Raw genomic sequence first — 26,408 nt, 5'->3', positions numbered from 1 at the left:
GCCGATGAAAGATCGCCTGCTTACCAGTTATAGCTGGCGCGGGCGTAGACGAAGCGACCGGAGAAGCCATACGGGCTGCGGCTTGAGTACGGGAAGATCCCGTTAAAGCTCAGGCCGTCCGGCGTCATGGTTGGATACTCGTCCAGGATGTTGTCCGCACCGATGCCAACGCTGAACTTCTCTGAGACATGGAAGTCGACAGAGGCGTCGAGGATCCAGTCGGATTCCAGAGTGAAGTCATTGTCGGGGTTGGTGGATGGCACCAGAACGTCGCCATAGCGGGTCGCACGCACGTTGAAGTCGGCCTGCTGGTAGGAATAGTCCGCGTTCAAGATCAGCTTGGTTTCCGGAGCGCTTTCCTCAAGGGTCAGCGTACGGTCACGGCCGAACAGAGTCAGAGACGGGATCACTGTGTTCTCAGGAACGTAAGTGACTTCCGTCTTTGAATAGTTGAATGCAGCAGACACATCCAGCGTACCCATGGCGTCGAAGTCGAAGCCATACTTCGTAACGATGTCGACACCCTTGGTTTCGGTTTCGATACCGTTCTGGAAGAAGCGAACCCGCTGAACACCGGTCACCCCGGCATCTGCCAGAACGTCATCAACATCGTCGCCACCCAGGTTTTCCGTCAGGAAGATCTGGTCGTCGATATTGATCTGGTAGGCGTCGATGGTGACGAACCAGTCATTCGTTGGCGTGATCACCGTACCCAGGGAGTAGCTGGTCGATTCTTCAGCATCCAGCTGGCCACCGCCAAGGGCGAGGGCTGCAGGAGACGTTGCCGGGAACGTACCCACTTCAAACGGCACACCATCAATGAAGTTGGTGGAAATCGCCGTGAAGTATTGCTGCTGAAGGCTTGGAGCGCGGAAGCCAGTGGCGATCGCACCGCGAACAGCAATCTGGTCCGTGAACTCGTAACGACCTGCAACCTTGCCGGTTACAGCATCACCGAAGTCAGAATAGTCTTCATACCGCACAGCTGCGGAGAGAAGCGTCTTCTCATTCGGAACCCATTCGATTTCGCCATAGATACCGGCAGCATCGCGACCTTCATCCACTTCGGATTCGGGTGTGAAGCCTGGGAACACCTGGCTGCCCGCAGCGCCAGGGAACGGGCCCTGGATGTAGGAAGCCGGCTCACCTGCCGTGATTTCGAAGGTCTCGTCACGATATTCCACACCAAAGGCCAGAGACGTTTCGCCCGGCAGCATGTTGTAGAATGTTTTGACGACATCTGCATTGATCGTGAGCTGATCGAATGCCAGAGAACCGGCATCGAAGGACGTTTGGCTGTCCGGTCCAAGCGACACGTTCAGGGAGTTGTTGACAGAATAGTCCAGCTCGTTGGAGCCATAGACTGCGCTGACATCATAGTCCCAGCCAGAAGCCGTACCGCGGAAGCCGCCACCAAGGCTGTAGTCCGTCACGTCACCGCCGATAATCGGCAGGAAGCCGCCCGGATAGATGGAGGGGATGTTGCGGGAATCGATTGCGCGGCGATAGAAGCCCGGGCTTTCCGCCTCACGTTCCTGAACGCCACCAAAAGCGTAGAGCTCTACGCCGTTGTTCAGCGTATAGCCGGAATTGAAGAAGAAGTTGATGTTCTCCATACGGCCGTTGCCATAGACATGGTTCAGGCGGTCGAAGGTGCGCTCTGCTTCGGCATAAGCAGGGGTGTCAGGAAATTGCTGACGTGGATCCAGGCCGGCGCGGTTGCTGCGCTGGCGCAGGGAGTATTCGCCGGAGACTGTCAGGAAGCCATTGTTGCCGAGGCCGAAGCCAGCCCAGCCGCCAATATTGGTCGTCTGACCATCAACTTCGCTGCGGTCCAGGCCTTCCAGATCGGTGACATGAGCGCCGTAGCGAATGTTCAGGCCGCCACCATGATCTGCTTCACGCAGGATGACGTTGATCACGCCTGCGATAGCGTCAGAGCCATACTGGGCAGAGGCACCGTCACGCAGAACCTGAACGTTGCCAATGGCGCTGGTCGGGATGGAGTTGAGGTCCACAGCAGCAGAGCCGCGACCCACAGAGCCGTTGATGTTGATCAGCGCAGAGATGTGACGGCGCTTGCCGTTCAGCAGTACCAGCGTCTGGTCAGGAGACAGGCCGCGCAGGGTGGCGGGGCGGATGATGTCCGTACCGTCATTGATGGCTGTCTGGTTGAAGTTGAAGCTCGGCACGGTTGTGGCCAGAATCTGGTTCAGTTCCACACGGCCGGTCTCGGTCAGTTCTTCCACCGGGAACACATCGACAGGAACAGCTGTTTCCAGTGCTGTCCGGTTTGCCGTGCGTGTACCGGTGACGACGATTTCACCCTGCCGCAATTCGTCCGATGACTGGGTTGTGTCATCTTGAGCGAACGCGGGAGAGATAGCTGCAGCCACGGCAAAGGAAGAAGCCGTAACGAGCAATGTCCGCAACTTGGTCATCTTGCAGTTTACTCCTGTAATTATGATTACTACGCCCCACAGGCAAGAAGTAGTCGCCTCCGGGGGGAGGTTACAGGGCTGTAAGGCAAGAAATTGCTGGATTAACGCAAGTCACTTCAGAATTGTGCTTTCAGCGTCACACATTTGTCGCCTGATAAACACAGCCAATAGTGAAACTTATTCAGCTGAACAAGAATTAGGCATCTGCACAGTCAGCTGTACTTAACCCCATTGGGCCACGGCTTATTCACAAAGGAATCAATTTGTTACGGGAAGGGGAAGGCGCCAGCCTCCTCTGGTAGTCCCTGGAGTCGAATTATATCGGATAACGGGCAAAAGAGGATCTTAATGTCTACCTTTAGTTGTGGTAATATTACTTTTGGTAGGGCGTAATGAATTTAAGACTCAGGAGGTTTCCCATGAAAGCTGGTTTTATTTTAGGTGCTATTCTGTTCACGGCATCCATGTCTGCTTTTGCATTACCAAGCACAGACAGCCCGGATGCAGCGGCTGCGCCCCAGTCTGCACACTCTGTTCAAAAGGCGCTGAATGATTTGGGCTATACGCTCGACCAGAATGAAGCGCGTGTGATCAAGGTTTCTTCTGTAAATCTTGATACGGGGCGGCAAATTTTCCCACCTGATAAGCCGTGCGAAGGCTACAAGGCCCCTCCGGGCTGCGTCATCACATATAATGATGGTTATTTTTGCAAACAGTATTGCGGACTTGTTGAAGAAATCTGTCCGTGCGGGACTTAAAAATTAAGTTAGCATAGAAGAGGGGCGCGGGAGCGGCTGCGCGTCTGCGCCCCTTTTGACCTGTCAGTGATCTTTGTCTCTTTTCTCAGCCGGCTATGACGCGATCTATTTCAGACAGGTGCAGGTCTTTTTGTGATTGGCTGAGGAAGCTGCCTGTAAAGCTGTTCCGCGCGAGCTGGATGATCTGGTCTGCGGACAGGTCCAGCGCGTCTGTAATCGCTTCGTAATTCTGGTTCATGTAGCCGCCAAAATAGGCCGGATCGTCTGAGTTCACGCAGACCAGCAAGCCTTCTTCGAGCTGCGTCTTCACGGGGCTCTTTTTCAAATCATCCAGTACGCAGAGCGACAGATTGGATAGCGGGCAATTGGTCAGCGGTGTCTGCGTATCGCGCAGCACCTGGATCAGGGCAGGGTCTTCCATGGCGCGATTGCCATGATCGATGCGGTCTGCACCAATATCCAGCAGGGCTTCGCGCACATATTCAGGCGGGCCTTCCTCGCCGGCATGCAGGCACAGCTTGAAGCCCAGCTCCCGGCAGCGCTCGAACAGGCCTTTGAACTTCAGGGGAGGGTGACCGACCTCTGAACTGTCCAGACCCACCCCAATGAAATGCTCGTGCCACGGAATGGACTCGTCCAGCAGGACAAAGCCGTCGCCCTCTGACAGGTGGCGCAGGAAGCTCATGATCAGTTCCGACGTAATGCCCAGCTCGGCCTCACCGCGTTTCAGCGCCGCCAGAATGCCCTCGGCCACGACACCGAAAGGCACGCCGCGCTCGGTATGGGCTTGCGGGTCGAAGAACATTTCGACATGGACAACATTGTCCTGTCTCACGCGCTCCAGATAGGCCCAGGTCATGTCATGAAAGTCCTGCTCGGTGCGCAGCACATTCATGCCCTGATAGTAGATATCCAGGAATTCCTGAAGGTTCGAGAAGTCGTAAGCGGCCTTGGCCTCTTCCAGCGTCTTGAACGGAATGTCGATCCGGTTGCGCTCTGCAATCGCCATCATCAGTTCCGGCTCGAAACTGCCTTCGATATGAAGGTGCAGCTCAGCCTTCGGCAGGCGGGCGATGAGATCGGAATGTGCAGACATGTGAGGGCTCCTGTCAGGCAGGCCCATAGAGCCGGATCAGGCGGCTGAGAGCAAGCTTTCGAATACGGCGAGACCGTCTGTGCCGCCCTCATGACCGCCAATTGCGCGCTCAGGGTGAGGCATCATGCCCAGTACGCGGCCATTCTCGCTGAGGATACCGGCAATGTCGCGGGCAGAGCCATTCGGGTTCTGACCATTGCTGTAACGGAATGCCACACGGCCTTCGCCTTCCAGCGCGTCCAGGGTTGCATCATCGGCAAAGTAGTTGCCGTCATGATGGGCGACCGGAATGATCACCTCGCGCTTGCTGTCATAAGCGGATGTGTAGGCAGTGTTCGCGCTTTCCACACTCAGGGCCTGCGGCCGGCAGACAAAGTTAAGCGAAGCGTTGCGCATCAGCGCCCCTGGCAGAAGGCCGGTTTCACACAAAATCTGGAAGCCATTGCAGACGCCGAGAACGTAACCGCCGCGTTCAGCATGGGCGTGCAGCTGTGAGATGACCGGAGAATTGCCAGCCATCGCACCGCAGCGCAGATAGTCCCCATAGGAGAAGCCGCCCGGCACCATGACGAGGTCCGTGCCCTCGGGGATGGTCCCATCCTTGTGCCACACCATGGCAGGGGCCTTGCCCGTTACCTTGGCGAGGGCGTCATGCGCGTCGCGGTCACAATTCGATCCGGGGAAGACAATCACGGCAGTTTTCATGCGCAGGCCTTTAGCAGGGAGTCGGGCAGGAAGGGAACAGGCTTTTGCCGTCATTGCGTCATAAGAGCAGGCCGATTGCCGCATACGCCGCTGCCGCCTTGCCGAAATCCGGCTTCAGGCACATTCTGTCAGCGCTTTAACTGTCTGGGAGACGAGAGATGAAGAAAATCCTGATTGCCGCCCTTGCGCTGTCCGCGCTGCCCATGGTGACAGCCTGCAACACGGTCGAGGGCGTCGGAAAGGACGTTCAGGCTGGCGGAGAAGTCGTCTCCGATACGGCGCGGGATGTGAAAGACAAGATCACCAAGAAAGACTGACCGGGGCTCCCGAATAGTTCCCAAAAAGAAAGGCCCCGGGCGCAATGCCGGGGCCTTTTTCATGTCCTGTGACAGGAGGCGCGCTTAGCGCTGATCCATCGGCACATAGTCGCGCATCGCGGCGCCGGTATAGATCTGGCGCGGACGGCCGATACGCTGGGTCGGATCGTCCAGCATTTCGTTCAGCTGGGCAATCCAGCCAACGGTACGGGCCAGGGCGAACAGCACGGTGAACATCTGCTTCGGGAAGCCGATCGCATCCAGGATGATGCCGGAATAGAAGTCGACATTCGGATAGAGCTTCTTGTCGACGAAGTATTCGTCTTCCAGGGCAATCCGCTCCAGCTCCATGGCAACTTTCAGGATCGGCTGATCCTTCAGGCCCAGGAGGTCCAGAACCTCGTGAGCGGACTCGCGCATCACGGTCGCGCGCGGGTCGTAGTTCTTGTAGACGCGGTGGCCAAAGCCCATCAGGCGGAAGCTGTCATTCTTGTCTTTCGCGCGGGCGATGAATTCCGGAATGCGGTCAACGCTGCCGATCTCGTGCAGCATGTTGAGGCAGGCCTCGTTCGCGCCGCCATGGCTCGGGCCCCACAGACAGGCAACGCCAGCGGCGACAGCTGCGAACGGGTGCGCGCCCGAAGAACCAGCCAGACGCACCGTGGAGGTGGAGGCGTTCTGCTCATGGTCTGCGTGCAGGATGAAGAAGCGGTCCATCGCTCTCGCGATCTTCGGGTCAACATTGTAGTCTTCCGCCGTGACGGAGAAGCACATGCTGAGGAAGTTCTCGGCATAGGACAGTTCGTTGCGTGGATCGACGAATTTCTGGCCCATAGTGTACTTCAGGATACGGGCGCACAGCGTCGGCATTTTCGCGATCAGGCGGATGGAAGCCAGCCGGCGTTCTTCCGGATCTTCGCTGTCCATGGCGCCAGGATAGAAGGATGCCATCGCGCCAACAGCGCCGGTCAGCATGGCCATCGGGTGGCTGTCACGGCGGAAACCGTCAAAGAAGCGGTCCAGCTGGGTGTGGAGCAGGGTGTGCTGTTTGATCTCTTCGTTAAAGGTGCCGAGATCGCTTTTGCTCGGCAGTTCGCCGTTCAGGATCAGATAGCAGACTTCAGGGAAAGTGGCTTTGCCGGCCAGTTGGCCAATCGGGTAACCGCGGTGCAGAAGAATGCCTTCTTCACCGTCGATAAAGGTGATCTGGCTTTCGCAGCTGGCGGTAGAGGTGAAGCCCGGGTCAAAGGTGAACTGGCCGGACTGGGCGTAGAATTTGCGGACGTCGACAACATTCGGTCCGTGGGTGCCGGAATAAACCGGAAGCTCATAGGTCTTGCCGTCTACCTCAATCTTGGCTGTACCGGCGTCTTTCACTTTATTTTCCATCAACTTGCCCTTCTTGTTCACTACAGCGCGAGCCCGGGGCTATTCCCGGCCCTGCGCAATTTGATCATCAATCCGTCCCATTGCTTCATCTCGGCCCAGCCACTCCAGCACCGGCGCGATATCCGGCGCGGGAAGCCCCCCAGTCAATGCTGCGCGCAGCGGCGGACCTACCTGTCCCATAGATAGGTCTTGTGCGGTGCAATAGGAACCAATTGCGCTTGATATAGTCTCCGCTGACCATTGCGGCAATTGCTGCAGTTCGTCGCGCAGACCGGCGAGGCGGTCAAGTCCTTCTCCCTTGAGAGCCTTGCGGGCTTTCTTGTTCAATTCGATCGGGCGAATGTCCTTCAGGAAGGCAAATGCTTCAGCCAGTTCGGGCAGTGTGGTGCCGCGATCCTTCATCTCGGGCAGGGCGGCGCGAATGCGGGCCGTTTCCGCCTCAGTCAGAGGCTTTTCTGCTTCCAGAGAGGGTTTCAGCAGGCCGAACAGGCGCTCATCATCTGCCTGGCGCATGAAGTGGGAATTGATCTGCCCCAGCTTCTCAAGGTCCAGCCGCGCTGGGGCCTTGTTGATGCCGCTGATGTCGAACAAGGCGGCGGCCTCATCATCCGTGAAAATCTCCTGGTCGCCATGGCTCCAGCCGAGGCGCAACAGGTAGGCCTTCATGGCTTCCGGCAGATAGCCCATCTCGCGATAAGCCAGCGTGGAAAGCGCGCCGTGGCGCTTGGACAGTTTGGCGCCATCCGGGCCGTGGATCAGCGGAACATGCGCATATTTCGGAATGTCCCAGCCCATGGCTTCATAAATCGGGATCTGGCGGAATGTGTTGCGCAGATGGTCATCGCCGCGGATGACATGGGTCACGCCCATATCATGGTCGTCGACCACAACGGCCAGCATATAGGTCGGCGTGCCATCGGCGCGCAGCAGGATCATGTCATCCAGTTCGCTCGCCTGAATGCGGACCGTGCCCTGTACGCCATCGTCAACAATCCGGTCTCCGCCATCCGGCGCGCGCAGGCGGATCGTATAGGGGGCGTCTTCTGACGGGGCAGGTGCGCCATCGCGCCAGGGGGAGCGGTAAGGCCCCAGCAGATCATTGGCCTCAGCCAGCAAGGTGGATTTCTCGTCTTCGGAAATGCCTTCCGCCTTGGCGGCCTGGCGCTTTTCCTCGCCCAGCTCGCGGCGGGCCTGCAGCTCTTCCTGCGTGGCATAGCAGCGGAAGGCCGTGCCACGGGAGACCATGTCGAGCGCAACTTCCGTATGACGGCCAGCGCGGGAGAACTGCATCAGCGGCTTCTCATCTGCCGTCAGGCCAAGCCATTCCATGCCTTCGAGAATCGCGGCGGTCGCTTCATCGGTAGAGCGCTCGCGGTCGGTATCTTCGATGCGGAGAAGAAACTTCCCGTTGTGCCGTTTCGCATAGAGATAGTTGAAAAGTGCTGTCCGAGCCCCTCCAATATGCAACATGCCGGTGGGAGAGGGGGCAAAACGCGTAATGACGCTCATAGGACAGGCAGGCTCCGCATGACAGGCGCGATACGTGCGCCTGCGCCGCAGAAACACAAGACTGCGAGCAAAGGCAAGGGGCAGCGCGCTCACAATACAGTTGAATGGGGCGGTCTCTGGTCGATTGCCTCGGTGGATGTGCGGCCATTGCTGCTCGCTTTTTCCATGACGGCGGGCGCGGGCGCGTACTTTCTCTTGCCGTGGGAGCCGCCGCTCTGGGCGATGATCTCCCTGCCACTTGGCGCGCTTTTGCTGGTTATCCTCAGCCGCCGCAGCCTTGTTCTGGATGGCGTGCAACTCGCCATATGGATGCTGTTCGGTGTTGCGCTGGGAGCGGGGGCGGCCAGTCTGCGGTCGTATCTGGTTGCGGCTCCGGTTGTTGAGGGTCAGGCCCGGCCTGTCATGCTGGAAGGCTGGCTGACAGAGGTGGAGCCCGGCGCAAAGGGGCCGCGCCTGCGCATTCAGGTCCACGCCATGGCGCGGCATTCGCTCGCCGAGACACCGAAATATGTGCGCCTGACCCACCGCGCCCGGCTGGAAGTCTCGCCCGGCAGGTTTGTGCGCTGCTGGGCCGTGGTGCGGCCGCCGCCTGCGCCCTCCATGGCGGGGGAATATGATTTCCAGCGGCAGGCCTGGTTCCAGCAATTGGGCGGTGTCGGCTATGTGCAGGGCCGCTGCCGGGGTGGCACGCTGGGCGCGCCGTCGGGATGGGGGCACCAGATCGGCCTCAGGATAGCCGCGCTACGCCGGCAACTGGCGGGACATGTCCAGCAGGCGGCAGGGGAACGGGCCGGGGGCTTTGCCGCCGCGCTGATTTCCGGAGACCGCAGCTATATGCGGCTGGAGGATCAGGAGGCCCTGCGCAATTCCGGTCTTGCGCACCTGCTTGCGATATCCGGCCTGCACATGGCGATTGTTGGCGGGCTGGTCTATTTCCTCACCTGGCGCGCGCTGGCCCTGATCGAACCGCTGGCCCTGCGCGTGGCTGTGCAGAAGCCCGCCGCCATTGTCGCGCTGATGGCCAGCCTCGCTTACCTCATCGTCTCTGGTGCGAGCGTTTCCACCCAGCGTGCTTTCATCATGTCTGCCGTTGTGTTTGGCGCGGTGCTGTTCGACCGAGCTGCGCTCAGTATGCGGTCTTTCGCGATTGCCATGATCCTTGTCGTGCTGATGCAGCCGGAAAGCGTCATGACGCCCGGTTTCCAGATGTCGTTTGCAGCCTCCGGCGCGCTGATCGCGACCTATGAAGCATGGACGAACCGCCGCGCAACGCGGGAGCGTGTGATGGGCAAGCTAAGCTATAGCTGGTCATCGCTGGCCGTCACCTCATTCGTCGCGGGCACAGCCACTGCGCCTTTTGCGCTCTATCATTTTGACCGTCTGGCCGGGCTGGGCCTGCTCGCAAACCTGCTGGCCATGCCGGTCATCACCTTTGCGACCGCGCCGCTGGCGGCCTTTGCCCTGATCCTGACGCCCTTCGGATATGGCGATTTCGGCCTGCGCCTGTTTGGATACTCGCTGGAAGTGATCCTGATGATTGCGCATTTCTGCGCCGATCATGCCCCGTCAATGCTGTCAGCAGGCAAGCAGATGCCGGGCCTGACACTGGCCTTGTTGAGCCTCGCTCTGGCGGTCTCGGTCATGGCGAAGGGATGGGGCAGGGCGCTCTTGCCTGCATTGGCGATCGGGCCTGCGGTCTGGATCTGGATGGCCGCGCCTGCCATGGCTGTGCACTGGAGCCCATCTGGAGATGTCTTCGTGCGGCAAGCAGACGGAGATGTCGCGCGGCTTGCCTATATCGACGGCGACGGCCTCTCACCCATGCGCTTCAGCGCGCTGGAACCGGCAGGGCTTTGCTCTGCTTGGCCTTGCATCCTTGAGACAGGCGCAGGCCGAATTGCCCTCAATGATCCTGACCTGCCAAGCGCCACCTGCATACCGGAAACGCAGGCCGCGTATGAACTCCGCCAAGCCGTGTCTGGCACGCAGGCTGGCTGCGCGAGTCCGATCTATTGGGCAGATGTGCTGCGCCTGAATGGCATCACACTGAAGACCGACGGGGCCATGACAGAGACGCGAGGCATCTGCCATCCGCGTCTCTGGAAACCCTGTCCGGCTTCTGCAGAACCTGACTAGTCGTACCGGCGGACCAGCGCGACCAGGCGGCCCTGAACCTGTACCCGGTCGGGTCCGAAAATGCGGGTCTCAAAGGCGGGGTTCGCGGCTTCCAGTGCCACAGAGGCGCCCTTGCGGCGCAGGCGCTTCAGCGTGGCTTCTTCGCCATCGATCAGAGCGACAACAATGTCGCCTGTATTTGCGGTGTCTGTGCGGCGGCAGATCACGATGTCGCCTTCCAGGATGCCGGCATCGATCATGGAATCGCCCTGCACGACCAGCGCGAAATGTTCATCGCCCTCGGGAAGGCCATCCGGCGCATTCACCTGGCCATTGTCTTCCTGAATGGCAGAGATTGGCAGACCCGCCGCGATGCGGCCAATCAGCGGCACCGTGCGAGAGGTCGGCTCTGGCGCAGGCTGGCCTGTAGCGACGAGAGCCGGCTTGAATTCCTTACGTCCACGCGGGGCCGTGGCCGGGGTGGCAGATTCCGGCAGCTTCAGCACTTCCAGTGCGCGGGCACGATGCGCGAGGCGGCGGATGAAGCCGCGTTCCTCAAGTGCCGTGATGAGGCGGTGGATGCCAGATTTGGAGGCGAGGTTCAGCGCATCCTTCATCTCATCGAATGACGGCGAAACGCCTGTCTCCTGAATGCGCTCATTGATAAAGAGCAGCAATTCCTTCTGTTTACTGGTAAGCACCGGGCACTCCCTTAAGCGAATCTGTGTTCACTTATGTTCTACATGTGTTCATGCTTCGGGTCAATCTGTGCCCGTTACCCTCATTTTTGTGACTAGTTGGGCGCGCCCTTCTTCCATTTTCATAAGGCTTTCGCCGATCAGAAAGCGCCGGGCGCCGGTTTTGCGCAATCGGTCTATGCTCTCGATAGACGAAACGCCGCTTTCGGCGACCAGCACTTTGCCCTCTGGAATCAGGGGGCCGAGCCGCTCCGTCGTGCTGAGATCCGTGACCATGCGCTTCAGGTCTCGGTTGTTCACGCCAATCAGGGGAGACGGCAGTTTCAGCGCGCGTTCCAGCTCTTCCTCATCATGGGTTTCCAGCAATACATCCATGCCGAGTTCCAGCGCTGTGCCGGTCAGCTCTTCTGCCTGGGCATCGCTGAGGCAGGCCATGATGACCAGAACACAGTCCGCGCCATAGGCCCGTGATTCGACCACCTGATAGGGATCGATCATGAAATCCTTGCGCAGCATCGGCAGGCTGACGACCGAGCGGATGGCCTGAAAGTCATCCAGGCTCCCGCCAAAGCTCGGCCCATCTGTCAGCACGGAGAGACAGGCCGCGCCGCCATGCTCATATTCCTGCGCGATGGCCACCGGATCAGCACCGGGCAGGATGTCCCCGGCAGACGGGCTCTTGCGCTTCAGCTCGCAGATCAGGGCATTCTCGTCGCGGGCCGCAACCAGATCCAGCGCCTTCGCAAAGCCGCGCGGCTGCCGCGCCGTCTTAAGGCGGGCTTCAAGGTCTGCCAGAGGACGCTCACGCTTCAGCGTGGCAACCTCGTCCACCTTGTACTCAATGATGCGGTCGAGGGCGGTGGTCATTCGGGCGTCTGTCCATTGGAGAAGGCAACAAGTTTGCGAAGCGTATCACGCGCGCGGCCGGTGTCGATTGCATCGGCCGCCATGGCGACGCCTTCCTTCAGGCTGTCAGCCTTGCCGAAGACGTGGAGCCCTGCGGCCGCATTCAGCAGAACAACATCGCGGAACGGGCCTTCATTGCCATCCAGCAGGTCTGTCAGCGCGAGGGCGTTCTCCTGAACGCTGGAGCCTTCCAGTGTGGAGAGCGGGCTCGTCTCCAGGCCTGCATCAGCCGGCGTGATTTCAAACTCGCGCAGCTCACCGTCTTTGACTTCGCAGACCTTTGTCGTGCCCGCGATGGAGATCTCGTCAATGCCGTCCAGGCCATGCACGACCCAGGCGCGCTGGGTGCCCAGCCGGTTCAGCGTCTCTGCCATCGGGCGCACCCATTCCGGCGCCGGAACGCCCAGCACCTGATACTCGGCGCTTGCCGGATTGCTGAGCGGGCCCAGCAGATTGAAGATGGTGCGAATGCCCAGCTTGGAGCGAACCGGTGCAACATGGCGCATCGCGCTGTGATGGCTGCGCGCATAGAGGAAGGCGACGCCTGCGCCATCAAGGCAGTTCAGAAACGTCTCTTCATCAATATCAAGGTTCACACCCAGGGCTTCCAGCACATCAGCGGAGCCGGATTTCGGCGGTACCGAGCGGTTGCCATGCTTGGCGACCCGGCCACCACAGGCCGCGATCACAATGGCGCTGGCAGTTGATGTGTTCAGGCTCTTCCAGGTCAGCCCGCCCGTGCCGCACGTGTCGAGGACCGGGCCTTCCACATGCACCTTGCGGGCATGCTGGCGCATGATGGTGGCGCCTGCGGTCAACTCATCCGCGGTCTCGCCGCGCACGGTCAGGCCCATCAGAAACGCGCCGGTCTCTTCCGGGGAAGCCTCGCCGGACAGCAGCATGTCGAAGGCGCCTTCCAGAGTCTCCCGGTCGAGAGGCTGGCGGCGCGCAACGGCCTTCAGGGCAATGGTAAGGGAAGTTTCTTCTGACATGTCATGCCTTTGGGATTACGTCCGCTGGTGCATAGGTTGCCGCGGGCGATGAAATCAACCCTGAACCGGCAATTGCGTGTCGCAATCCGGCAAAGCTGATGGAACTGGGGGCAGGAGAGCGGCGTTCAGACTGCAGATACCGGACAATGGAGATTCCCCCTCATGACGAAGATTGCAGAAAACGAACAGGCCGAGAAATTCTGGGACAGGCTGGATGATTGCCGAACCGGCATGCTGGTGATTGATGGCCGCGCCGTGCCGATGTCCCACTATGTGGACGAAAGCCGTAAAGAAATCTGGTTCATCACGGCCAAGGGCACCTACATGACCGATCATGCCGATGGTCAGGATGCCCACTATATTCTGTGCAATGACAAGAAGGGCCTCTATGCCAGCTTGCGGGGACGCATCACGCCAGAGATCAACCCACAGAAGCTGGAAGAGTATTGGAGCTTCGTTGCCGCCAGCTGGTACGAAGACGGCAAGAATGATCCGGATGTCCAGCTGCTGAAGCTGTCCCTCAAGGACGGTGAAGTCTGGACCGCCAAGAATGGCGCCGTCTTCATGTTCGAAGTGGCCAAGGCAAACCTCACCGATTCCAAACCGGACATTGGCGAGCATTTCGAGATTCGCTTCTAGAGCTTGTCCAGCCAGTTCTTGAGCAAGGCGTGGCCGTGTTCGGTGAGAATGCTTTCCGGATGGAATTGCACACCATAGATCGGCCGCGTCTTGTGGTGCAGGGCCATGACTTCCCCATCATCGGTGAAGGCATCGGCCACCAGCACATCGGGCAGATCATCCGGCTTCACGGCCAGGGAGTGATAACGCACGACGCGATAGGTTTCCGGCAGGCCCTCGAACAGGTCGCCGCCTTTCTGGTGGATGTCTGACAGCTTGCCATGGCGAATTTCGCGCGCGGTAATCACCTCGCCGCCAAAGGCCTGGCCGATGGATTGGTGGCCAAGGCAGACACCCAGAATCGGCAGGCTCTTTGGCGCCTTCTGGATCAGCGCGACACAGATTCCCGCCTCATTGGGAGAGCAGGGCCCCGGCGACAGCAGGATGCCATCCGCACCGCTCGCCAGCGCTTCCTCAACCGTCAGCTCATCATTGCGCACAACGCGCGTCTCTGCGCCCAGCTCTTCCAGATAGTGGACGAGATTCCAGGTGAAGCTGTCATAATTGTCGATGACGAGGACGTGCTTCTTCTTCGCGCTCATTGGTCAAACTCATAGGAGGCGGCCAGTTCGGCAGCACGGCGCAGGGCGCCTGCCTTGTGGACGGTTTCGTCATATTCGTATTGCGGCTTGGAATCGAGCACGACTCCGCCGCCGGCCTGAATGTGCAGCTGGCCATCCTTGATGACTGCCGTGCGCAGGGCGATGCAGGTATCCAGATCGCCATTCCAGCCGAAATAGCCGACCGCGCCGCCATAGATGCCGCGGCGATGGGTTTCCATCTCGTCGATGATCTGCATGGCTCGGATCTTTGGCGCGCCGGAAACAGTGCCCGCCGGGAAGCCGGCAAACAGCGCATCCACACTGTCGAGGCCCTCGCGCAAGTCTCCCTCGACATGGCTGACTATGTGCATGACGTGGGAATAGCGCTCCACGATAAACTGCTCGGTGACCGTCACGCTGCCATAGGCGGCGACGCGGCCCACATCATTGCGGCCAAGGTCCAGCAGCATCAGATGCTCGGCGATCTCTTTTGGATCGTTCAGCAGGTCGTCTGCGCGGCGGGCGTCTTCCTCGGCATCGCCACTGCGCGGACGGGTGCCTGCAATCGGGCGGATGGCGACGCGGCCATCGCGGACGCGCACGAGAATTTCCGGGCTGGAGCCGACAAGGCAGACATCGCCCAGATTCATGTGGAACATGAAGGCAGACGGGTTCAGTCGGCGCAGGGCGCGATAGAAGCTGATGGATCTGCGCGGAAAGGGCGTCGAGAAACGCTGGCTGGGCACAACCTGGAAGATGTCGCCTGCACGGATATAGTCCTTGCAGCTTTCGACCATCTCGAAATAGCGCTCCTGAGAGGTATTCGAGACCGGCTCGACCGGCACTGGGGCCTGGTCCTTGGGCGGCATCTGGGGCAGGCGCTCCAGCTTTTCCTCTACCTCATCCAGCAGGGCATTGATCTCTGCATCCCGGCCATCTTCAACGCGGCCGATCAGCAGGATCTCCTGATAGATGTGATCGAACACGATCACGACACGCGGCACGACCAGCAGGGCCTCGGGCACGTTCAGCATGTCCGGCTTGGTGATCTCCACCGGCTCGACATACTGGATCATGTCATAACCGACATAGCCGAACGCACCGGACGCCATGGGCGGCAGGGCCTCGTCAGCCGAGGCGCGGGCGTCGCGCACAAACGCCTTCAGTGCGGTGACGGGGTCGCCATCCTGCGCTTTGGCATCAGAGAATGCTGCATCGCTGGCGATCTCTGCCGTGCCATTCAGGATGCGGAACCAGCGGTCCGGTTCCAGCCCGATAAAGGAATAGCGGCCCAGACGTTCGCCGCCCGCAATGGACTCGAACAGAAAGCTGCCGGGCGTCTCGTCGCCGAGCTTCAGCATGGCTGCAACGGGTGTTTCAATATCCCCGATGCGCCGCCGGACGATCAGTTTTGCCTTACTCATTGGTCTGTCGAGATCGTCGCTTTGTAGGCGTTGAGGGCGCCGTCATTGGTGCGCAGTTTCATATAAGCCTGGATTTCCCCATCCAGAGCCTGATTGAGATCAGACTGCAGGGACGAGATCAGCGATGTGTCGGCAATCGGTGCGAGGCTGGCCATCTGGGTTTCGTTCGGCGGCGTAATGCTGAGCACTTCAAGGACCAGGACAATATTGCCGTCGCGGCTCGGGAAGGTGAAGACTTCGCCTTCCTTGCCGGAGAAGATAGAGGCGATGGCCTGGGTTGGCAGACCGGTGTCGGCTGCATTGCGACGCGAGATCGGGGCAGGCGGGCCTTCGACTTCAGTGTCGGATTTGCGGGCCTCGGCTTCCAGCGTGGTCTCGCCGGATTCCAGTCGAGCCTTGAGTTGGTCCAGAGCCGTCTGGCGGGCATTGCTTTCCCGCTCGCGCGTCAGGTTGCGGCGGACGCGATCCTTGATCTGGTCGAATTCCGGCGTGTAGGCCTCGATGATCTCGCGCGGCGATGTCAGGTAGATACCGGTCTGTCCGTCATAGCGGTTGCTGGTTTCACCCACTGGAATCTGGAAGGCCTGTGTGAAGGCGTCACCGGCATTGATCAGGCTGACAATGGGCGCGCCTTCCTCGGTCACGCCTTGCGGGCCAACCGGGGCGAAGGTCATGATCGGAACATTCAGCTCCTCAGCAATCTGGCTGAGCGGGTAGCCGGCGCCGATGGCACGGTCGAGGTCTTCCATTTTCTGATACAGCAGGACTTCAGCGCGCTCGCGGGAAAGCTGGTCGCGAATTTCCTGTTCCACCTGTTCCAGCGGCAGCACAGCGCCCGGCTGAACAGACATCAGGCGCGCAACCATCCATTGGTTTCCGCGCTCGACCGGGCCGAACAGGGCACCGCTCTGCTTGCCGGGGCCGAACATGGCTTCGGCCAGATCCTTGTCAGCCGTGCCTTCCTTGCGGCCTGTCTTGGTTTCGCGATTGGCCACACCCTGAAGGCTGGCAGAGTCTCCGCCGGCCGCGAGCAGGCCAAAGGCCAAACGGGCCGCTTCGCGTGTATCGAAATACAGCTCCACATAGGTGCGGGTGTCCGGCTCTGAATAGCGCTCGGTCTTGCTGGCCTCATAGATCGTGGCGATTTCCTGATCGGTCACGGTAACCTGGGAGATGAAGTCTTCCGACGACATTTTCAGCATGTCGATCATGCGGCGCTCAGGCTGTTTCAGGCTTTCGAGGTTCTCGTCATAGAAGGCGCGCACTTCCTCATCCGTCGGGGCGGCAGGTTCCGGCAGCTTGGTGGCGTCCAGCAGATACCAGGCAACCTCACGCTCCTCGCCGATATAGCGCGCCTGCAGATTCGATAGCGTCTTGGCTGGATAGATCGCGGCATTGGCGCCATTGCGCAGAGCCTTGAGGATCAGATCATCGGCGACCTGCTGCTCGTATTCCTTCTGGCTGACGCGGCTGCTGTAGAGCACCTGGCGATAGGTATCGAGATCCAGCGCGCCGGTGAGCGGGTTCTTGAAGGCGTCAACCGTCTTCAGTTCCTCTACCACAGCATCAGCAGACGGGTGGATGCCGATAGACTCGGCAAAGCCGAGCAGGGTGAGCTTGGCAGCTTCCATCTGGAACAGCTGGTCAATCATGCCCTGTTCCAGCAGCTGGGTCTTCGTCATCGGCTCTTCCGACTCGGCATTGATGTTCCGGATCACGCTCTCGACGCGGCGGTCAAAATCCTGCGGATCGATCGAGCGGCTGCCTGAAGCAGCAAGGTTTGACCCCAGGCCGCCCCGGATCTGCGCAAACATCTGGTCAACGCCCCAGAACGCCATCCCCGCGATGATGATCATGACAATAATTTTCCCGACGAAGGAGTTCATCAGGCTTTTCATCAAGGCTAGCATATCGGCAGCGTCTTTCTGGCAGGTTGAGGGGTGGTCCAGTGCTTGCTAGGCGACCCGGCAATGTCTTTCAAGATAGGGATAGCTTATGGCCAGAACACTGATAGCCGGTAACTGGAAAATGAATGGGCTCAAAGAAAGCCTTGGGGAAATCCGGACGGTCGCTTCCGAACTGGGGAATGGACGCGAAGGGGTGGAGGTTCTGCTCTGCGTGCCGGCGACCCTTCTGGCCCTTGCCGCAGAGGCTGCTGAGGGCTCTGCGCTGAAGGTGGGCGGGGAGACGTGTCACACGGCTGCCAGCGGCGCGCATACAGGCGACATATCTGCTGAAATGCTTGCAGATGCGGGCGCATCGCATGTCATTGTTGGCCATTCCGAACGCCGCATGGACCATGCCGAAACGAATGAAACGGTCGCAGCGCAGGCCGAAGCAGCCCTTCGGGCAGGCCTGACGCCGATCATCTGCATTGGGGAAAGCCTGGAACAGCGCAAGGCGGGCGAGACGCTGGGCTTCGTGGCCAGCCAGATCGAAGGCTCGATTCCCGCAGGTGCAGACGCCGAACAAATTGTCATCGCATATGAACCAATTTGGGCCATCGGCACGGGCGAAGTTGCCAGTGTGGAACAGATTGACGAAGTGCACCGCGCAATTCGCGCCCGCTTGGGCGAGCGATTCGGCCCGGAAAAGGCAGATCTCATCCCGTTGCTGTATGGTGGCAGCATGAAACCGGACAATGCAGGGGAGATTTTGGCCGTAGATGACGTAAATGGCGGTCTAATTGGCGGTGCCAGCTTGAAGGCAGCCGACTTCCTCGCCATCTACGCGCAAGCAAAGTAGACTGCCAAATTAAACAAGACTGAAGCTCAAGGCTTGGCGTCCGCGTTCAATAACGATATGCGGGCCGCTTGAATTTCACTGGGACGCACCCGTCATGCAGACTGTCATACTCACCGTTCATATCATTGCGAGTATCGTGATGACTGGCCTCGTGCTGCTTCAGAAGTCCGAAGGCGGTGGCCTTGGACTGGGCGGTGGCGGCGGCGGTGGTGCTGGCGCAATGATGTCCGGACGGGGCGCTGCTGGCGCTCTGGTGCGGTCCACGATCATCTTTGGCGGCATCTTCTTTGTCACCAGCCTGGCGCTGACGACCCTTGCCAACCGCAACAATGACACCCGCACGGAAGTCGAGCGGGCGCTTGGCGCGGATGAGACAGACACGGGCACCGGAAGCGCGACAGACCTGCTGGATCCAACAGACATTCTGGATCCGACAGCTCCGCTGCTGGAAGGCCAGGAAGGCCTGGGCGAGGCAGAAGCTGAGGCTGCAGACAGTGTGCCCGAAACCCTGACAGACCCGACCGTCGATACGCCTGTGGAATTGGCCCCTGAAGATGAGGCCACGGCTACGGAGACTGCGCCGGAAGGTGACGACGGGGAAAGTAATCCCCAATAATTGCGCCGCGTAGGTGTTTTCCCTGCGTCAAATATTTCCGAATCACGGCATCAGGGTGATCCCATGATCCGCTATATTTTTATTACAGGCGGCGTGGTGTCCTCCCTTGGCAAGGGTATCGCTTCCGCAGCACTCGGCGCTTTGCTGCAGGCACGTGGCTACAAGGTCCGCCTGCGCAAGCTTGACCCTTATCTGAACGTCGACCCCGGCACGATGAGCCCCCGCCAGCATGGCGAGGTCTATGTCACCGATGACGGGGCGGAGACTGATCTGGACCTTGGCCACTATGAGCGCTTTACCGGCGTTTCGGCCCGCCAGTCGGACAACATCACGACAGGCCGCATCTACAAGCACATCATCGAGAAGGAACGCCGCGGCGACTATCTCGGCGCGACCATCCAGGTGATCCCGCATGTGACGAACGAGATCAAGGATTTCGTCCTGTCCGATCCGGGTGAGGATGTGGAGTTCGTGCTGTGCGAAATCGGCGGCACGGTGGGCGACATTGAAGGCCTGCCCTTCTTCGAGGCGATCCGCCAGCTGGGCCAGGAACTGGGACCAGAACGCGCCTGCTTTATCCATCTGACGCTGCTGCCCTACATTCCGGCCGCGGGCGAGATGAAGACCAAGCCGACTCAGCACTCCGTGAAGGAGCTGCGCTCCATCGGTATCCAGCCACACATCCTGCTGTGCCGCTGTGACCGGCCGATTCCGGAGAATGAGAAGGGCAAGATTGCCAGCTTCTGTAATGTGCGCCCGTCCAGCGTGATCGAAGCGCGCGATGTGGGCCACATCTATGATGTGCCGGAATCCTACCACACAGAAGGTCTGGACAAGGAAGTGCTTGCCCATTTCCGTATTGATGACGCGCCGGAGCCGGACCTGTCCGGCTGGCATGAGATTGCCCACACGACGCATCATCCCGATGGCAATGTCTGCATCGGCCTGGTCGGCAAGTACACCGATGTGCCGGATGCCTACAAATCCGTCGCCGAAGCGCTGGCCCATGGCGGCCTCGCCAACAAGGTGAAAGTGGATGTGCGCCTTATCAATTCCGAGGAATTCGATGACGAGCACCGCCCGCTCGACATTCTGGAAGGCGTGCATGGCATCATCCTGCCGGGCGGCTTCGGGGAACGCGGGGCCTATGGCAAGATGCGTGCGGCGCGGTTTGCGCGTGAGCGCAAGGTGCCCTGCTTTGGCATCTGCTATGGCATGCAGCTGTCCGTCATCGAGGCGGCGCGTAACATGGCGGGCATCATCGACGCGAACACGAGCGAGAATGACCCTGAGACACCGGAGCCGCTGGTCGGCCTGATGGAAGAGTGGACCAAGGGCAACGAGACCGTTCTGCGCGACGAGAAAACCGACAAGGGCGGCACGATGCGCCTGGGCGCCTATCCGGCTCGCCTGAAGGAAGGCAGCAAGGTTGCCGAGATCTATGGCACGCAGGACATCTCCGAGCGTCACCGTCACCGCTATGAGGTGAACGCTGCTTACATGGAAGCACTCGAAAAGGCAGGCGGCCTGTTCTCCGGATTGTCACCGGACGGAAAGCTGCCGGAGATTTTCGAGCTGCCGGACCATCCATGGTTCATTGGCGTGCAGTATCACCCGGAGCTGAAATCCCGCCCGTTTGAACCGCACCCTCTGTTTGCGAGCTTTATTGAAGCCGCCGTGAAGCAGAGCCGTCTGGTTTAGACCGGCATTTTCTGAAAGCAGCACAAGCGCCCGGCGCGGAGGAAACTCCGGCCGGGCGTTTTGCTTTTGGGGAATGTAGGCTCAGGAGGAGTTGAACCAGGGCTGCACATCGTGCGCTTCCTGTTCCAGCAGACGGGCGGTCTCACCTTGCAGCCGCGTAAGCGGCCCGCGATGGAACAGGCGTTTCGATGCCTTTGCAATCATGGTGCGCGCTGTGCCGAGATGCCGGCGGATCGTGTCGATATAATCCTGGCGAAAGTCCAGCGCATGGTCGAGGGCCGTCAGACGGCGGACGAGACGTTTCGCCGGCAGGATATCTTCCGGCAATTTCGGATATTCATGGATGTCCGGTATGTCGTCCGTATCCAGAAAGCGGATGCGTGGGCCGGTCGTGCGAATGGGAGTTGGCGGGACAGTGCCGGGGCGCTTTGCGCCCTTCGTTTCGAACAGGCGGAAGAGGGGCTGGGAGTCTCGCTTTGGCGCATCGGAAGGGGTGCTCGGGCGAGAGGCTGCGCTTTGCTTCGATGTGCGGACTGAGGCGGGCAGGGCGCCAAGCTCAGCGGCGGCAAGCCAAAGACAGCGGCGCAGGGCAGGCTCGGCCTGAGACAGGAAGCGGCTGACACTTTCGATCACACGACGCGGCAGAAGCGGCGTATGGCGATTGATGCCATACTGCGCGAACAGGCGGACAAGCTCCGTGCTCAGCACATTCAGCATCAGCCAGACAGCGGCGCGTATCTGCGGTGGGGGCGTGTAGCGCAAATCCATACCACTGAGGATGGAGCAGCGCGCTTTGCGCAGGATTCAGAATTCCTGATGCGCTGTATTTAAATGATTTAATTCAGGACCGTGCGGGATTTCGGGGAAGTTATCCCCGCCTTGGCCCCGGAAAAACCTACGGATTTTACGGAACCAAAGCGCTTTTGAAACTTGGGATTTTAAGCTTTCGAGACCTGGAACTGGCCAACATTGATGCGACCGTCGAGGAAGCCTGCTTCGCAATAGGAGAGGTAGAAGTTCCACATGCGGCGGAAGGGTTCGTCGAATTCCATCTGCTTGATCTCGTCCCATTTGTCATTGAAGGCGCGAGCCCATTCATGACAGGTGCGGGCATAGTCCTGACCGAAATAGGTGACGCCGTCATGGCGCAGGCCAGCGGTCTGGAACTCTTCCTTCAGCGCCGTTTCGCTGGGCAGCATGCCGCCCGGAAAGATGTGGCGCTGGATGAAGTCCACGCGTTTGCGATAGCGCGGAAACAGCTCGTCATCGATGGTAATGATCTGAAGCGCGGCCTTGCCGCCCTGTTTCAGGCTCTCATAGATTTTCGCGAAATAGCTCGGCCAGTAGGATTCACCGACGGCTTCGAACATTTCAATAGAGGCGACCCCATCATAGGTACCCTTATGGTCGCGATAGTCTTCGAGGCGGATATCGACGCGTTCTGACAGGCCTTCGCGCTGCATGCGGGCCATGGCGTATTCGCGCTGGGATGGGGAGATGGTGAGGCAGGTGACTTTTGATCCGCGGTGCTTGGCGGCGTATTCGGCAAACCCGCCCCAGCCGCAGCCGATCTCAAGAATCTCAGAGGTCGGCCCGGCATTGATCCGGTCACAGATGTTCTGATACTTGTTGTGCTGGCCCTGTTGTAGGCTCATGTTCGGGCTGTCGAACATGGCCGACGAATAGGTCATGGAGGGGTCCAGCCAAAGGCTGTAGAAATCATTGCCCAGATCATAATGGGCCATGATGTTCTTCTTTGCACCTTCCTTGGAATTGCGATTGAACATGTGGCGGATCATGTTGGCCCAACGCACGATGACGCCGCCAACAGCCAGCTTGCCGACCTTGTCAAAATTCGCGGAGAAGAAGCGCAGCACTTCGGTCAGATTTGGCGTGGACCATTGGCCATCCATATAGGCCTCGGCAAAGCCGACATCGCCGCCGGCCATGGCGCGTTTCACAAAGTCATAATCATGCACGATGATGGTCGCGTCCGGGCCGGGCTGGTCATTCTGGAACTTCAGGGCACGGTCATCCGGCAGGACAAATGTGATGTGTCCCTTGCTGGTCTTGAGCAGAGCAAAGGCGGCCAGTCGAAAGCTGGTCGGAACACTTTTCAGGTTCCGAATGGACTGGCTGCTGGCAAGTATGACCTGGGTCATGCGGCATCCCTCCTGCTGTCAGGATTACGCATTTGTAAGCCGGATGCAATCGTCGCGGGCGATTCCGGCGCGTCAGGTTTTGAGCGATACTTCGCGCCGCGCCGCCAGATCTGCAATGCCTGCCAGTGAATGCCTAGCGTGACACCAAGCGTGGAAAGGGGATTTTTCAGGGAGAGTTTCAGCAAATTCGCTGTTGTCGCAGGACGCTTTCGCGCTGTGATATTGGCCATGTGCAGGCGGTTTCCGTCTTTCAGGCTTTCCACGACAACTCCCAGCTTATCTTCCGGCGAACGCAGGGTGAAACAATAGGTTCCTGTGACGTCAAAGAAGGGCGAGACGTGAAAGGATTTCGGCGCGGCATGAACATCGCGGGCGCCTGAGACCTTGGCGACATAGCAATGATGCTCTCCGAACGTATTGTTCACTTCATAGATGATGCCGCGCAGTTCTCCGTCCGGGCCATAGCCATACCAGAGCGAGAGCGGCGCGAATTTGTAGAACAGGTGGCGCGGAAAGGTGACGAGGCGGATCGCGCCGCCGTCCAGATCCACACCAGCGCCAGACAGCATGTCTTCCGCCCAGGGGCGCAGGGCCGCGCCTTTCTGGCGGGGGCCATGGTCAGCCTCATGAAAGGCGAACAGGCCAGAGCCATTGACGCTGAACAAAGGCGATGAGCGCGCGGCTTCGTCCAAGCGGTCAATGTCCACATCGATCAGGACGAGATCATAGGCAAAGCGGCGCTCAAACGGCTTGTAGCGCACATGCACGGTCTGGCCGGTCCACAGATTGAGGGCGGGGGAGGTCAAACAGACACCTCTGCAGCAGCGGGCACAGCGCGCAGTTTGCGGGAGGGCTGGATAATGTCCACCCCTTCGGCCTGCCACGGCACCTGACCACCAAGGGAGAGCGCCGCAGAGAGTCCTGACTTCAGGCCGTCCTCATGGAAGCCGCGCCCCATCCATGCGCCGGCGATCCAGAGGCCATCCTGGCCCTGGATGCGGTTCAGCCCACGCACGGCCGCTTCAGCAGCCGCGTCGAATTGCGGATGGTCGAAATTGTATTTCAGGAAGGTGAGATCATCGCGCGGCGGGGTATCCGGGTTCAGCGTGATGAAGACAGGGCGCTCATCCGGCAGGCCCTGCAGGCGGTTCATCCAATAGGAGAGGCAGATGTCGCCGCTATCCTGCTTCAGCACGTTCCAGCTGGCCCATGCCGCCTTGCGGGACGGCATCAGCGCCGGGTCACGGTGAAGATAGATGCGGTTCGGGCGATAGCGGACAGAGCGGAGCAGGAAGGATTGCTCGTCGAACTTGCCTTCCACCATGCGCTGGGCCTGATCTGAATGGGTGGCAATAATCACATCATCAAAGACGTGAGTCCTGCCAGCATCTGTGACGACCGCGACGTGCTCACCAAAGGGGAAGATGCGCTGCACCCCGGTATTCAAACGTAGCCGTGGGCCCAGCAAACGCGCGACGCGGTCGACATAGTTACGACTGCCGCCAGCGACGGTGCGCCATTTCGGGCGCTCCTTGTGCATCAGGCGGTGATTGTCGAAAAACTGGAAGAAGCTGATGGCCGGATAGTCCAGCATCTTCTTCTCGCATGTGGACCAGATCGCTGCGCCCATGGGCAGGATGTAGTTCGAGCGAAACTCTGCAGAGAAACCATGCCGGTCCAGCCACGCGCCAAGGGTCGTGTCCTGGATGGCGCCGGAGGCAAGCTCTTCTCTCGCGATATCATTGAACTTCAGAATGGTGCGCCAGAAACGGTGAAATCTGGGGCTGAGCAAATTGCGGCGCTGGGCAAAGATGCCTTTCAGCGTGGAGGCCCATTCCCAGCCATCCGGATCAGATACGGCAAAGCTCATGTCAGACGCCTGTGTTGATACGTTCAGGGCATCAAAGAAGCCAATCAGGTTCGGATAGTTCAGGGCGTTGTAGACGATGAAGCCAAGATCGACGGCGGTCTCGTGGCCGTCATAGTCAAAGATGTGCGTGCACGCATGGCCTCCGGCGCGATCTGATTTCTCGAAGACCGTTACCTCGGCAGTGTCCTTAAGGGCATAGGCTGCCCCTAGTCCGGAAATGCCGGAACCAATGATGGCGATGCGTTTCATGCAGCGTCTCTCTTTTCCTTGAGGGTATCATAAGCATCGAGCGCACGCTGACGCGCGCCGGAATGCTCAACAATAGGTTTGGGGTAGGTTTCGCCAAGTTTGACACCTGCCTTTTCCAGCGTGTCGTCATCGGCCTCCCACGGCGCGTGAAGATGCTTCAGCGGCAGGTCTTTCAGTTCCGGGCACCATGTGCGGACATAGTCTCCTGTCTCGTCAAACTTCTCACCCTGAGTGATCGGATTGAAGATACGGAAATAGGGGGCGGCGTCGGCGCCGGAGCCAGCCGTCCATTGCCAGCTGGCGGGATTGTTGGCGGGGTCTGCATCGACCAGCGTATCCCAGAACCATTCTTCTCCCTTCTGCCAGGGCAGGAGGAGGTGCTTGGTCAGGAAGGAGGCGACAATCATCCGTACACGATTATGCATCCAGCCGGTCTGCCAGAGCTGGCGCATGCCGGCATCGACGATGGGATAGCCGGTCTGGCCCTTGGTCCAGGCCGCATAGGCGGAACTGTCCGTGCGCCAGGGCATATGCTGGAAGGACTCGTTGTAATTCTCGGTCGAGATATCCGGATTGTAGTAGAGCAGGCTGTAGGAGAATTCGCGCCAGCCGATTTCCGACAGGAAGTTCCGGCCGTCAGTCTCGTTCACCTGACCGGACTCCATCCCCGCCTGAACGGCGCGCCATATCTGGGCCGGGCCGATTTCGCCGAAGCGCAAATGGGGGGAGAGACCTGACGTGGACTCGTCCAGGTCCGGACGATTACGGTTTTGCTTGTAGCCATTGACCGGGCCGTCGAGAAAATCCTTCAGCCGCCGGATCGCGCCTGCTTCGCCGGGGGTCCAGTCGTCGTCAAAGCCGGTTGACCAATCGGGCCCGGACGGGTGCAGCCCCCAATCTTTCAGCTTCTCCGACGTCACCTTCGGGCCGGACAGGGTGGAGGCCTTTCCGAGGGTCGGTGCGGGGCGATAGCCCTGGCTTGCGGCTTTCCAGTAGGGCGTGAACACCTTGTAGTAGCCGCCCGCATTGGTTTCGATTTCCCAGGGCTCGTTCAGCAGGCGGGCATTATAGCTGCTGACGGAGAGGCCGCGAGATTTGAGATCTTCCTTGATAGCGGCATCCAGATCTCGCTCCGGCTTGTCATAGCGACGGTTCCAGAAGATCGCGTCCGCGCCGGTTTCCTCGATGACCTCATCCAGAGCATCAGCGGATTTGCCCGAGCGCAGGGTGAGCTGTGCGCCTGCCTCTTCGATGTCAGCGGCGAGAGCCTTAAGGGATTTGTCGAGCCACCATTTGGAGGCGCCACCCAGCTGGCGCAGGCCCTTGGTTACTTCATCATGAATATAGAGCAGCACGAGTGGACGGCCTGACGACACGGCTGCCTGCAGGGCAGGGTTGTCCGTCAATCTGAGATCTTCACGGAACCAGACAATGGCGGGGGCAGATTGCGTCACGATTTCCTCAAGTCTTATCGGGTGTTGCGTTGTCTTTACGC

23 protein-coding genes are annotated in these 26,408 nt (G+C 59.7%); 7 read left to right on the top strand and 16 right to left on the bottom strand.

The features are described 5' to 3' along the window. Positions 1–20: 20 nt before the first annotated feature. Complete coding sequence (locus tag HY29_RS00205; RefSeq protein ID WP_155838150.1) at positions 21–2,441, bottom strand: TonB-dependent receptor plug domain-containing protein; 2,421 nt, start codon at positions 2,439–2,441, stop codon at positions 21–23. A gap of 419 nt (positions 2,442–2,860) precedes the next feature. Between HY29_RS00205 and HY29_RS00200 the strand changes: the two genes are divergently transcribed. Continuing rightward, positions 2,861–3,199, top strand: coding sequence for a hypothetical protein (locus tag HY29_RS00200; RefSeq protein ID WP_034789571.1), 339 nt, complete (start codon positions 2,861–2,863; stop codon positions 3,197–3,199). Between the two features lie 85 nt (positions 3,200–3,284). Here the strand turns inward: HY29_RS00200 and HY29_RS00195 are convergent, their stop codons facing one another. Together HY29_RS00195 and purQ are read right to left on the bottom strand one after the other, a co-directional pair. Next, the gene (locus HY29_RS00195) at positions 3,285–4,295 is read right to left on the bottom strand and encodes an adenosine deaminase (RefSeq protein WP_034789570.1); all 1,011 of its coding nucleotides are present in this window, start codon (positions 4,293–4,295) and stop codon (positions 3,285–3,287) included. Between the two features lie 36 nt (positions 4,296–4,331). Further along, positions 4,332–5,000 (bottom strand): phosphoribosylformylglycinamidine synthase subunit PurQ, encoded by a 669-nt coding sequence (purQ, locus tag HY29_RS00190; RefSeq protein WP_034789568.1) that lies wholly within the window; start codon positions 4,998–5,000, stop codon positions 4,332–4,334. 158 nt (positions 5,001–5,158) lie between these two features. Between purQ and HY29_RS00185 the strand changes: the two genes are divergently transcribed. Further along, positions 5,159–5,317, top strand: coding sequence for an entericidin A/B family lipoprotein (locus tag HY29_RS00185; protein WP_034789562.1), 159 nt, complete (start codon positions 5,159–5,161; stop codon positions 5,315–5,317). Positions 5,318–5,401: 84 nt separating this feature from the next. Here the strand turns inward: HY29_RS00185 and gltA are convergent, their stop codons facing one another. Both gltA and gltX read right to left on the bottom strand, forming a co-directional pair. Then, positions 5,402–6,706 (bottom strand): citrate synthase, encoded by a 1,305-nt coding sequence (gene gltA / locus HY29_RS00180; RefSeq protein WP_034789560.1) that lies wholly within the window; start codon positions 6,704–6,706, stop codon positions 5,402–5,404. Positions 6,707–6,745: 39 nt separating this feature from the next. Further along, positions 6,746–8,215: a glutamate--tRNA ligase gene (gltX, locus tag HY29_RS00175; RefSeq protein WP_034789558.1), complete on the bottom strand. Its 1,470-nt coding sequence runs from the start codon at positions 8,213–8,215 to the stop codon at positions 6,746–6,748. Between the two features lie 18 nt (positions 8,216–8,233). On the opposite strand from gltX, the gene HY29_RS00170 reads away from it, so the two are divergent. Beyond that, the gene (locus HY29_RS00170) at positions 8,234–10,351 is read left to right on the top strand and encodes a ComEC/Rec2 family competence protein (RefSeq protein ID WP_051600955.1); all 2,118 of its coding nucleotides are present in this window, start codon (positions 8,234–8,236) and stop codon (positions 10,349–10,351) included. On the opposite strand, the gene lexA is transcribed toward HY29_RS00170, so the two are convergent. Genes lexA through trpD form a run of 3 tightly spaced genes read right to left on the bottom strand, consistent with a single transcriptional unit; the run spans position 10,348 to position 12,926 of the window. Beyond that, positions 10,348–11,031, bottom strand: coding sequence for a transcriptional repressor LexA (gene lexA / locus HY29_RS00165; protein WP_034789555.1), 684 nt, complete (start codon positions 11,029–11,031; stop codon positions 10,348–10,350). The two genes, HY29_RS00170 and lexA, sit on opposite strands and share 4 nt — an antisense overlap. A 60-nt stretch (positions 11,032–11,091) precedes the next feature. Continuing rightward, entirely contained in the window at positions 11,092–11,895 is an 804-nt protein-coding gene (gene trpC / locus HY29_RS00160; RefSeq protein ID WP_034789553.1) for an indole-3-glycerol phosphate synthase TrpC, read from the bottom strand. Further along, a complete protein-coding gene (gene trpD / locus HY29_RS00155) occupies positions 11,892–12,926 on the bottom strand; it encodes an anthranilate phosphoribosyltransferase (RefSeq protein WP_034789551.1) in 1,035 nt (344 codons plus the stop codon). Before trpD ends, trpC begins: the two co-directional genes overlap by 4 nt. A 162-nt stretch (positions 12,927–13,088) precedes the next feature. On the opposite strand from trpD, the gene HY29_RS00150 reads away from it, so the two are divergent. Then, positions 13,089–13,565: a pyridoxamine 5'-phosphate oxidase family protein gene (locus HY29_RS00150; RefSeq protein WP_034789550.1), complete on the top strand. Its 477-nt coding sequence runs from the start codon at positions 13,089–13,091 to the stop codon at positions 13,563–13,565. Here the strand turns inward: HY29_RS00150 and HY29_RS00145 are convergent. From HY29_RS00145 to HY29_RS00135, 3 genes are read right to left on the bottom strand one after another with little or no spacing between them, the layout of a single operon-like run. Beyond that, entirely contained in the window at positions 13,562–14,146 is a 585-nt protein-coding gene (locus tag HY29_RS00145) for an anthranilate synthase component II (RefSeq protein WP_034789548.1), read from the bottom strand. The two genes, HY29_RS00150 and HY29_RS00145, sit on opposite strands and share 4 nt — an antisense overlap. Beyond that, positions 14,143–15,570 carry an anthranilate synthase component I gene (trpE, locus tag HY29_RS00140; RefSeq protein WP_034789547.1) on the bottom strand — a complete coding sequence of 476 codons (1,428 nt, stop codon included), beginning with the start codon at positions 15,568–15,570 and terminating at the stop codon, positions 14,143–14,145. Before trpE ends, HY29_RS00145 begins: the two co-directional genes overlap by 4 nt. Continuing rightward, positions 15,567–17,480 carry a peptidylprolyl isomerase gene (locus tag HY29_RS00135; protein ID WP_034789545.1) on the bottom strand — a complete coding sequence of 638 codons (1,914 nt, stop codon included), beginning with the start codon at positions 17,478–17,480 and terminating at the stop codon, positions 15,567–15,569. The genes trpE and HY29_RS00135 overlap by 4 nt, the downstream gene beginning before the upstream one ends. Positions 17,481–17,565: 85 nt before the next feature. Between HY29_RS00135 and tpiA the strand changes: the two genes are divergently transcribed. The 3 genes from tpiA (at position 17,566) to HY29_RS00120 (ending at position 20,632) form a co-directional block, all read left to right on the top strand. After that, on the top strand, positions 17,566–18,315 hold the full coding sequence (tpiA, locus tag HY29_RS00130; RefSeq protein ID WP_034789538.1) for a triose-phosphate isomerase: 750 nt from the start codon (positions 17,566–17,568) through the stop codon (positions 18,313–18,315). A gap of 94 nt (positions 18,316–18,409) precedes the next feature. After that, positions 18,410–18,931, top strand: coding sequence for a preprotein translocase subunit SecG (secG, locus tag HY29_RS18120; protein ID WP_051600954.1), 522 nt, complete (start codon positions 18,410–18,412; stop codon positions 18,929–18,931). A 63-nt stretch (positions 18,932–18,994) separates the two neighbouring features. Continuing rightward, on the top strand, positions 18,995–20,632 hold the full coding sequence (locus tag HY29_RS00120; RefSeq protein ID WP_034789535.1) for a CTP synthase: 1,638 nt from the start codon (positions 18,995–18,997) through the stop codon (positions 20,630–20,632). Positions 20,633–20,713: 81 nt separating this feature from the next. Here the strand turns inward: HY29_RS00120 and HY29_RS00115 are convergent, their stop codons facing one another. The 5 genes from HY29_RS00115 to HY29_RS00095 form a co-directional block, all read right to left on the bottom strand. Further along, positions 20,714–21,400 (bottom strand): hypothetical protein, encoded by a 687-nt coding sequence (locus tag HY29_RS00115; protein ID WP_034789533.1) that lies wholly within the window; start codon positions 21,398–21,400, stop codon positions 20,714–20,716. 170 nt (positions 21,401–21,570) lie between these two features. Further along, the gene (locus tag HY29_RS00110) at positions 21,571–22,794 is read right to left on the bottom strand and encodes an SAM-dependent methyltransferase (protein ID WP_034789532.1); all 1,224 of its coding nucleotides are present in this window, start codon (positions 22,792–22,794) and stop codon (positions 21,571–21,573) included. Further along, positions 22,791–23,600, bottom strand: a complete 810-nt coding sequence (locus HY29_RS00105; RefSeq protein WP_051600953.1) for a DUF1365 domain-containing protein — start codon at positions 23,598–23,600, stop codon at positions 22,791–22,793. The genes HY29_RS00110 and HY29_RS00105 overlap by 4 nt, the downstream gene beginning before the upstream one ends. Next, positions 23,597–24,913, bottom strand: a complete 1,317-nt coding sequence (locus HY29_RS00100; protein WP_034789530.1) for an NAD(P)/FAD-dependent oxidoreductase — start codon at positions 24,911–24,913, stop codon at positions 23,597–23,599. Before HY29_RS00100 ends, HY29_RS00105 begins: the two co-directional genes overlap by 4 nt. Next, complete coding sequence (locus HY29_RS00095) at positions 24,910–26,367, bottom strand: cryptochrome/photolyase family protein (RefSeq protein WP_081811144.1); 1,458 nt, start codon at positions 26,365–26,367, stop codon at positions 24,910–24,912. The genes HY29_RS00100 and HY29_RS00095 overlap by 4 nt, the downstream gene beginning before the upstream one ends. Positions 26,368–26,408 lie beyond the last annotated feature (41 nt).

It is taken from the genome of Hyphomonas beringensis, assembly GCF_000682755.1.
GTDB classification, from domain to species: domain Bacteria; phylum Pseudomonadota; class Alphaproteobacteria; order Caulobacterales; family Hyphomonadaceae; genus Hyphomonas; species Hyphomonas beringensis.
Note: the sequence above shows the minus strand (reverse complement) of the source record. Positions and strands in the feature narration are given on the sequence as shown.

Excerpts from the sequence above, each read along its gene's own strand:
- HY29_RS00205 (WP_155838150.1), bottom strand. The coding sequence starts at position 2,441 with ATGACCAAGTTGCGGACATTGCTCGTTACGGCTTCTTCCTTTGCCGTG.
- HY29_RS00200 (WP_034789571.1), top strand. The coding sequence starts at position 2,861 with ATGAAAGCTGGTTTTATTTTAGGTGCTATTCTGTTCACGGCATCCATG.
- HY29_RS00195 (WP_034789570.1), bottom strand. The coding sequence starts at position 4,295 with ATGTCTGCACATTCCGATCTCATCGCCCGCCTGCCGAAGGCTGAGCTG.
- purQ (WP_034789568.1), bottom strand. The coding sequence starts at position 5,000 with ATGAAAACTGCCGTGATTGTCTTCCCCGGATCGAATTGTGACCGCGAC.
- HY29_RS00185 (WP_034789562.1), top strand. The coding sequence starts at position 5,159 with ATGAAGAAAATCCTGATTGCCGCCCTTGCGCTGTCCGCGCTGCCCATG.
- gltA (WP_034789560.1), bottom strand. The coding sequence starts at position 6,706 with ATGGAAAATAAAGTGAAAGACGCCGGTACAGCCAAGATTGAGGTAGAC.
- gltX (WP_034789558.1), bottom strand. The coding sequence starts at position 8,215 with ATGAGCGTCATTACGCGTTTTGCCCCCTCTCCCACCGGCATGTTGCAT.
- HY29_RS00170 (WP_051600955.1), top strand. The coding sequence starts at position 8,234 with ATGACAGGCGCGATACGTGCGCCTGCGCCGCAGAAACACAAGACTGCG.
- trpC (WP_034789553.1), bottom strand. The coding sequence starts at position 11,895 with ATGACCACCGCCCTCGACCGCATCATTGAGTACAAGGTGGACGAGGTT.
- trpD (WP_034789551.1), bottom strand. The coding sequence starts at position 12,926 with ATGTCAGAAGAAACTTCCCTTACCATTGCCCTGAAGGCCGTTGCGCGC.
- HY29_RS00150 (WP_034789550.1), top strand. The coding sequence starts at position 13,089 with ATGACGAAGATTGCAGAAAACGAACAGGCCGAGAAATTCTGGGACAGG.
- HY29_RS00145 (WP_034789548.1), bottom strand. The coding sequence starts at position 14,146 with ATGAGCGCGAAGAAGAAGCACGTCCTCGTCATCGACAATTATGACAGC.
- trpE (WP_034789547.1), bottom strand. The coding sequence starts at position 15,570 with ATGAGTAAGGCAAAACTGATCGTCCGGCGGCGCATCGGGGATATTGAA.
- HY29_RS00135 (WP_034789545.1), bottom strand. The coding sequence starts at position 17,480 with ATGCTAGCCTTGATGAAAAGCCTGATGAACTCCTTCGTCGGGAAAATT.
- tpiA (WP_034789538.1), top strand. The coding sequence starts at position 17,566 with ATGGCCAGAACACTGATAGCCGGTAACTGGAAAATGAATGGGCTCAAA.
- secG (WP_051600954.1), top strand. The coding sequence starts at position 18,410 with ATGCAGACTGTCATACTCACCGTTCATATCATTGCGAGTATCGTGATG.
- HY29_RS00120 (WP_034789535.1), top strand. The coding sequence starts at position 18,995 with ATGATCCGCTATATTTTTATTACAGGCGGCGTGGTGTCCTCCCTTGGC.
- HY29_RS00115 (WP_034789533.1), bottom strand. The coding sequence starts at position 21,400 with ATGGATTTGCGCTACACGCCCCCACCGCAGATACGCGCCGCTGTCTGG.
- HY29_RS00110 (WP_034789532.1), bottom strand. The coding sequence starts at position 22,794 with ATGACCCAGGTCATACTTGCCAGCAGCCAGTCCATTCGGAACCTGAAA.
- HY29_RS00100 (WP_034789530.1), bottom strand. The coding sequence starts at position 24,913 with ATGAAACGCATCGCCATCATTGGTTCCGGCATTTCCGGACTAGGGGCA.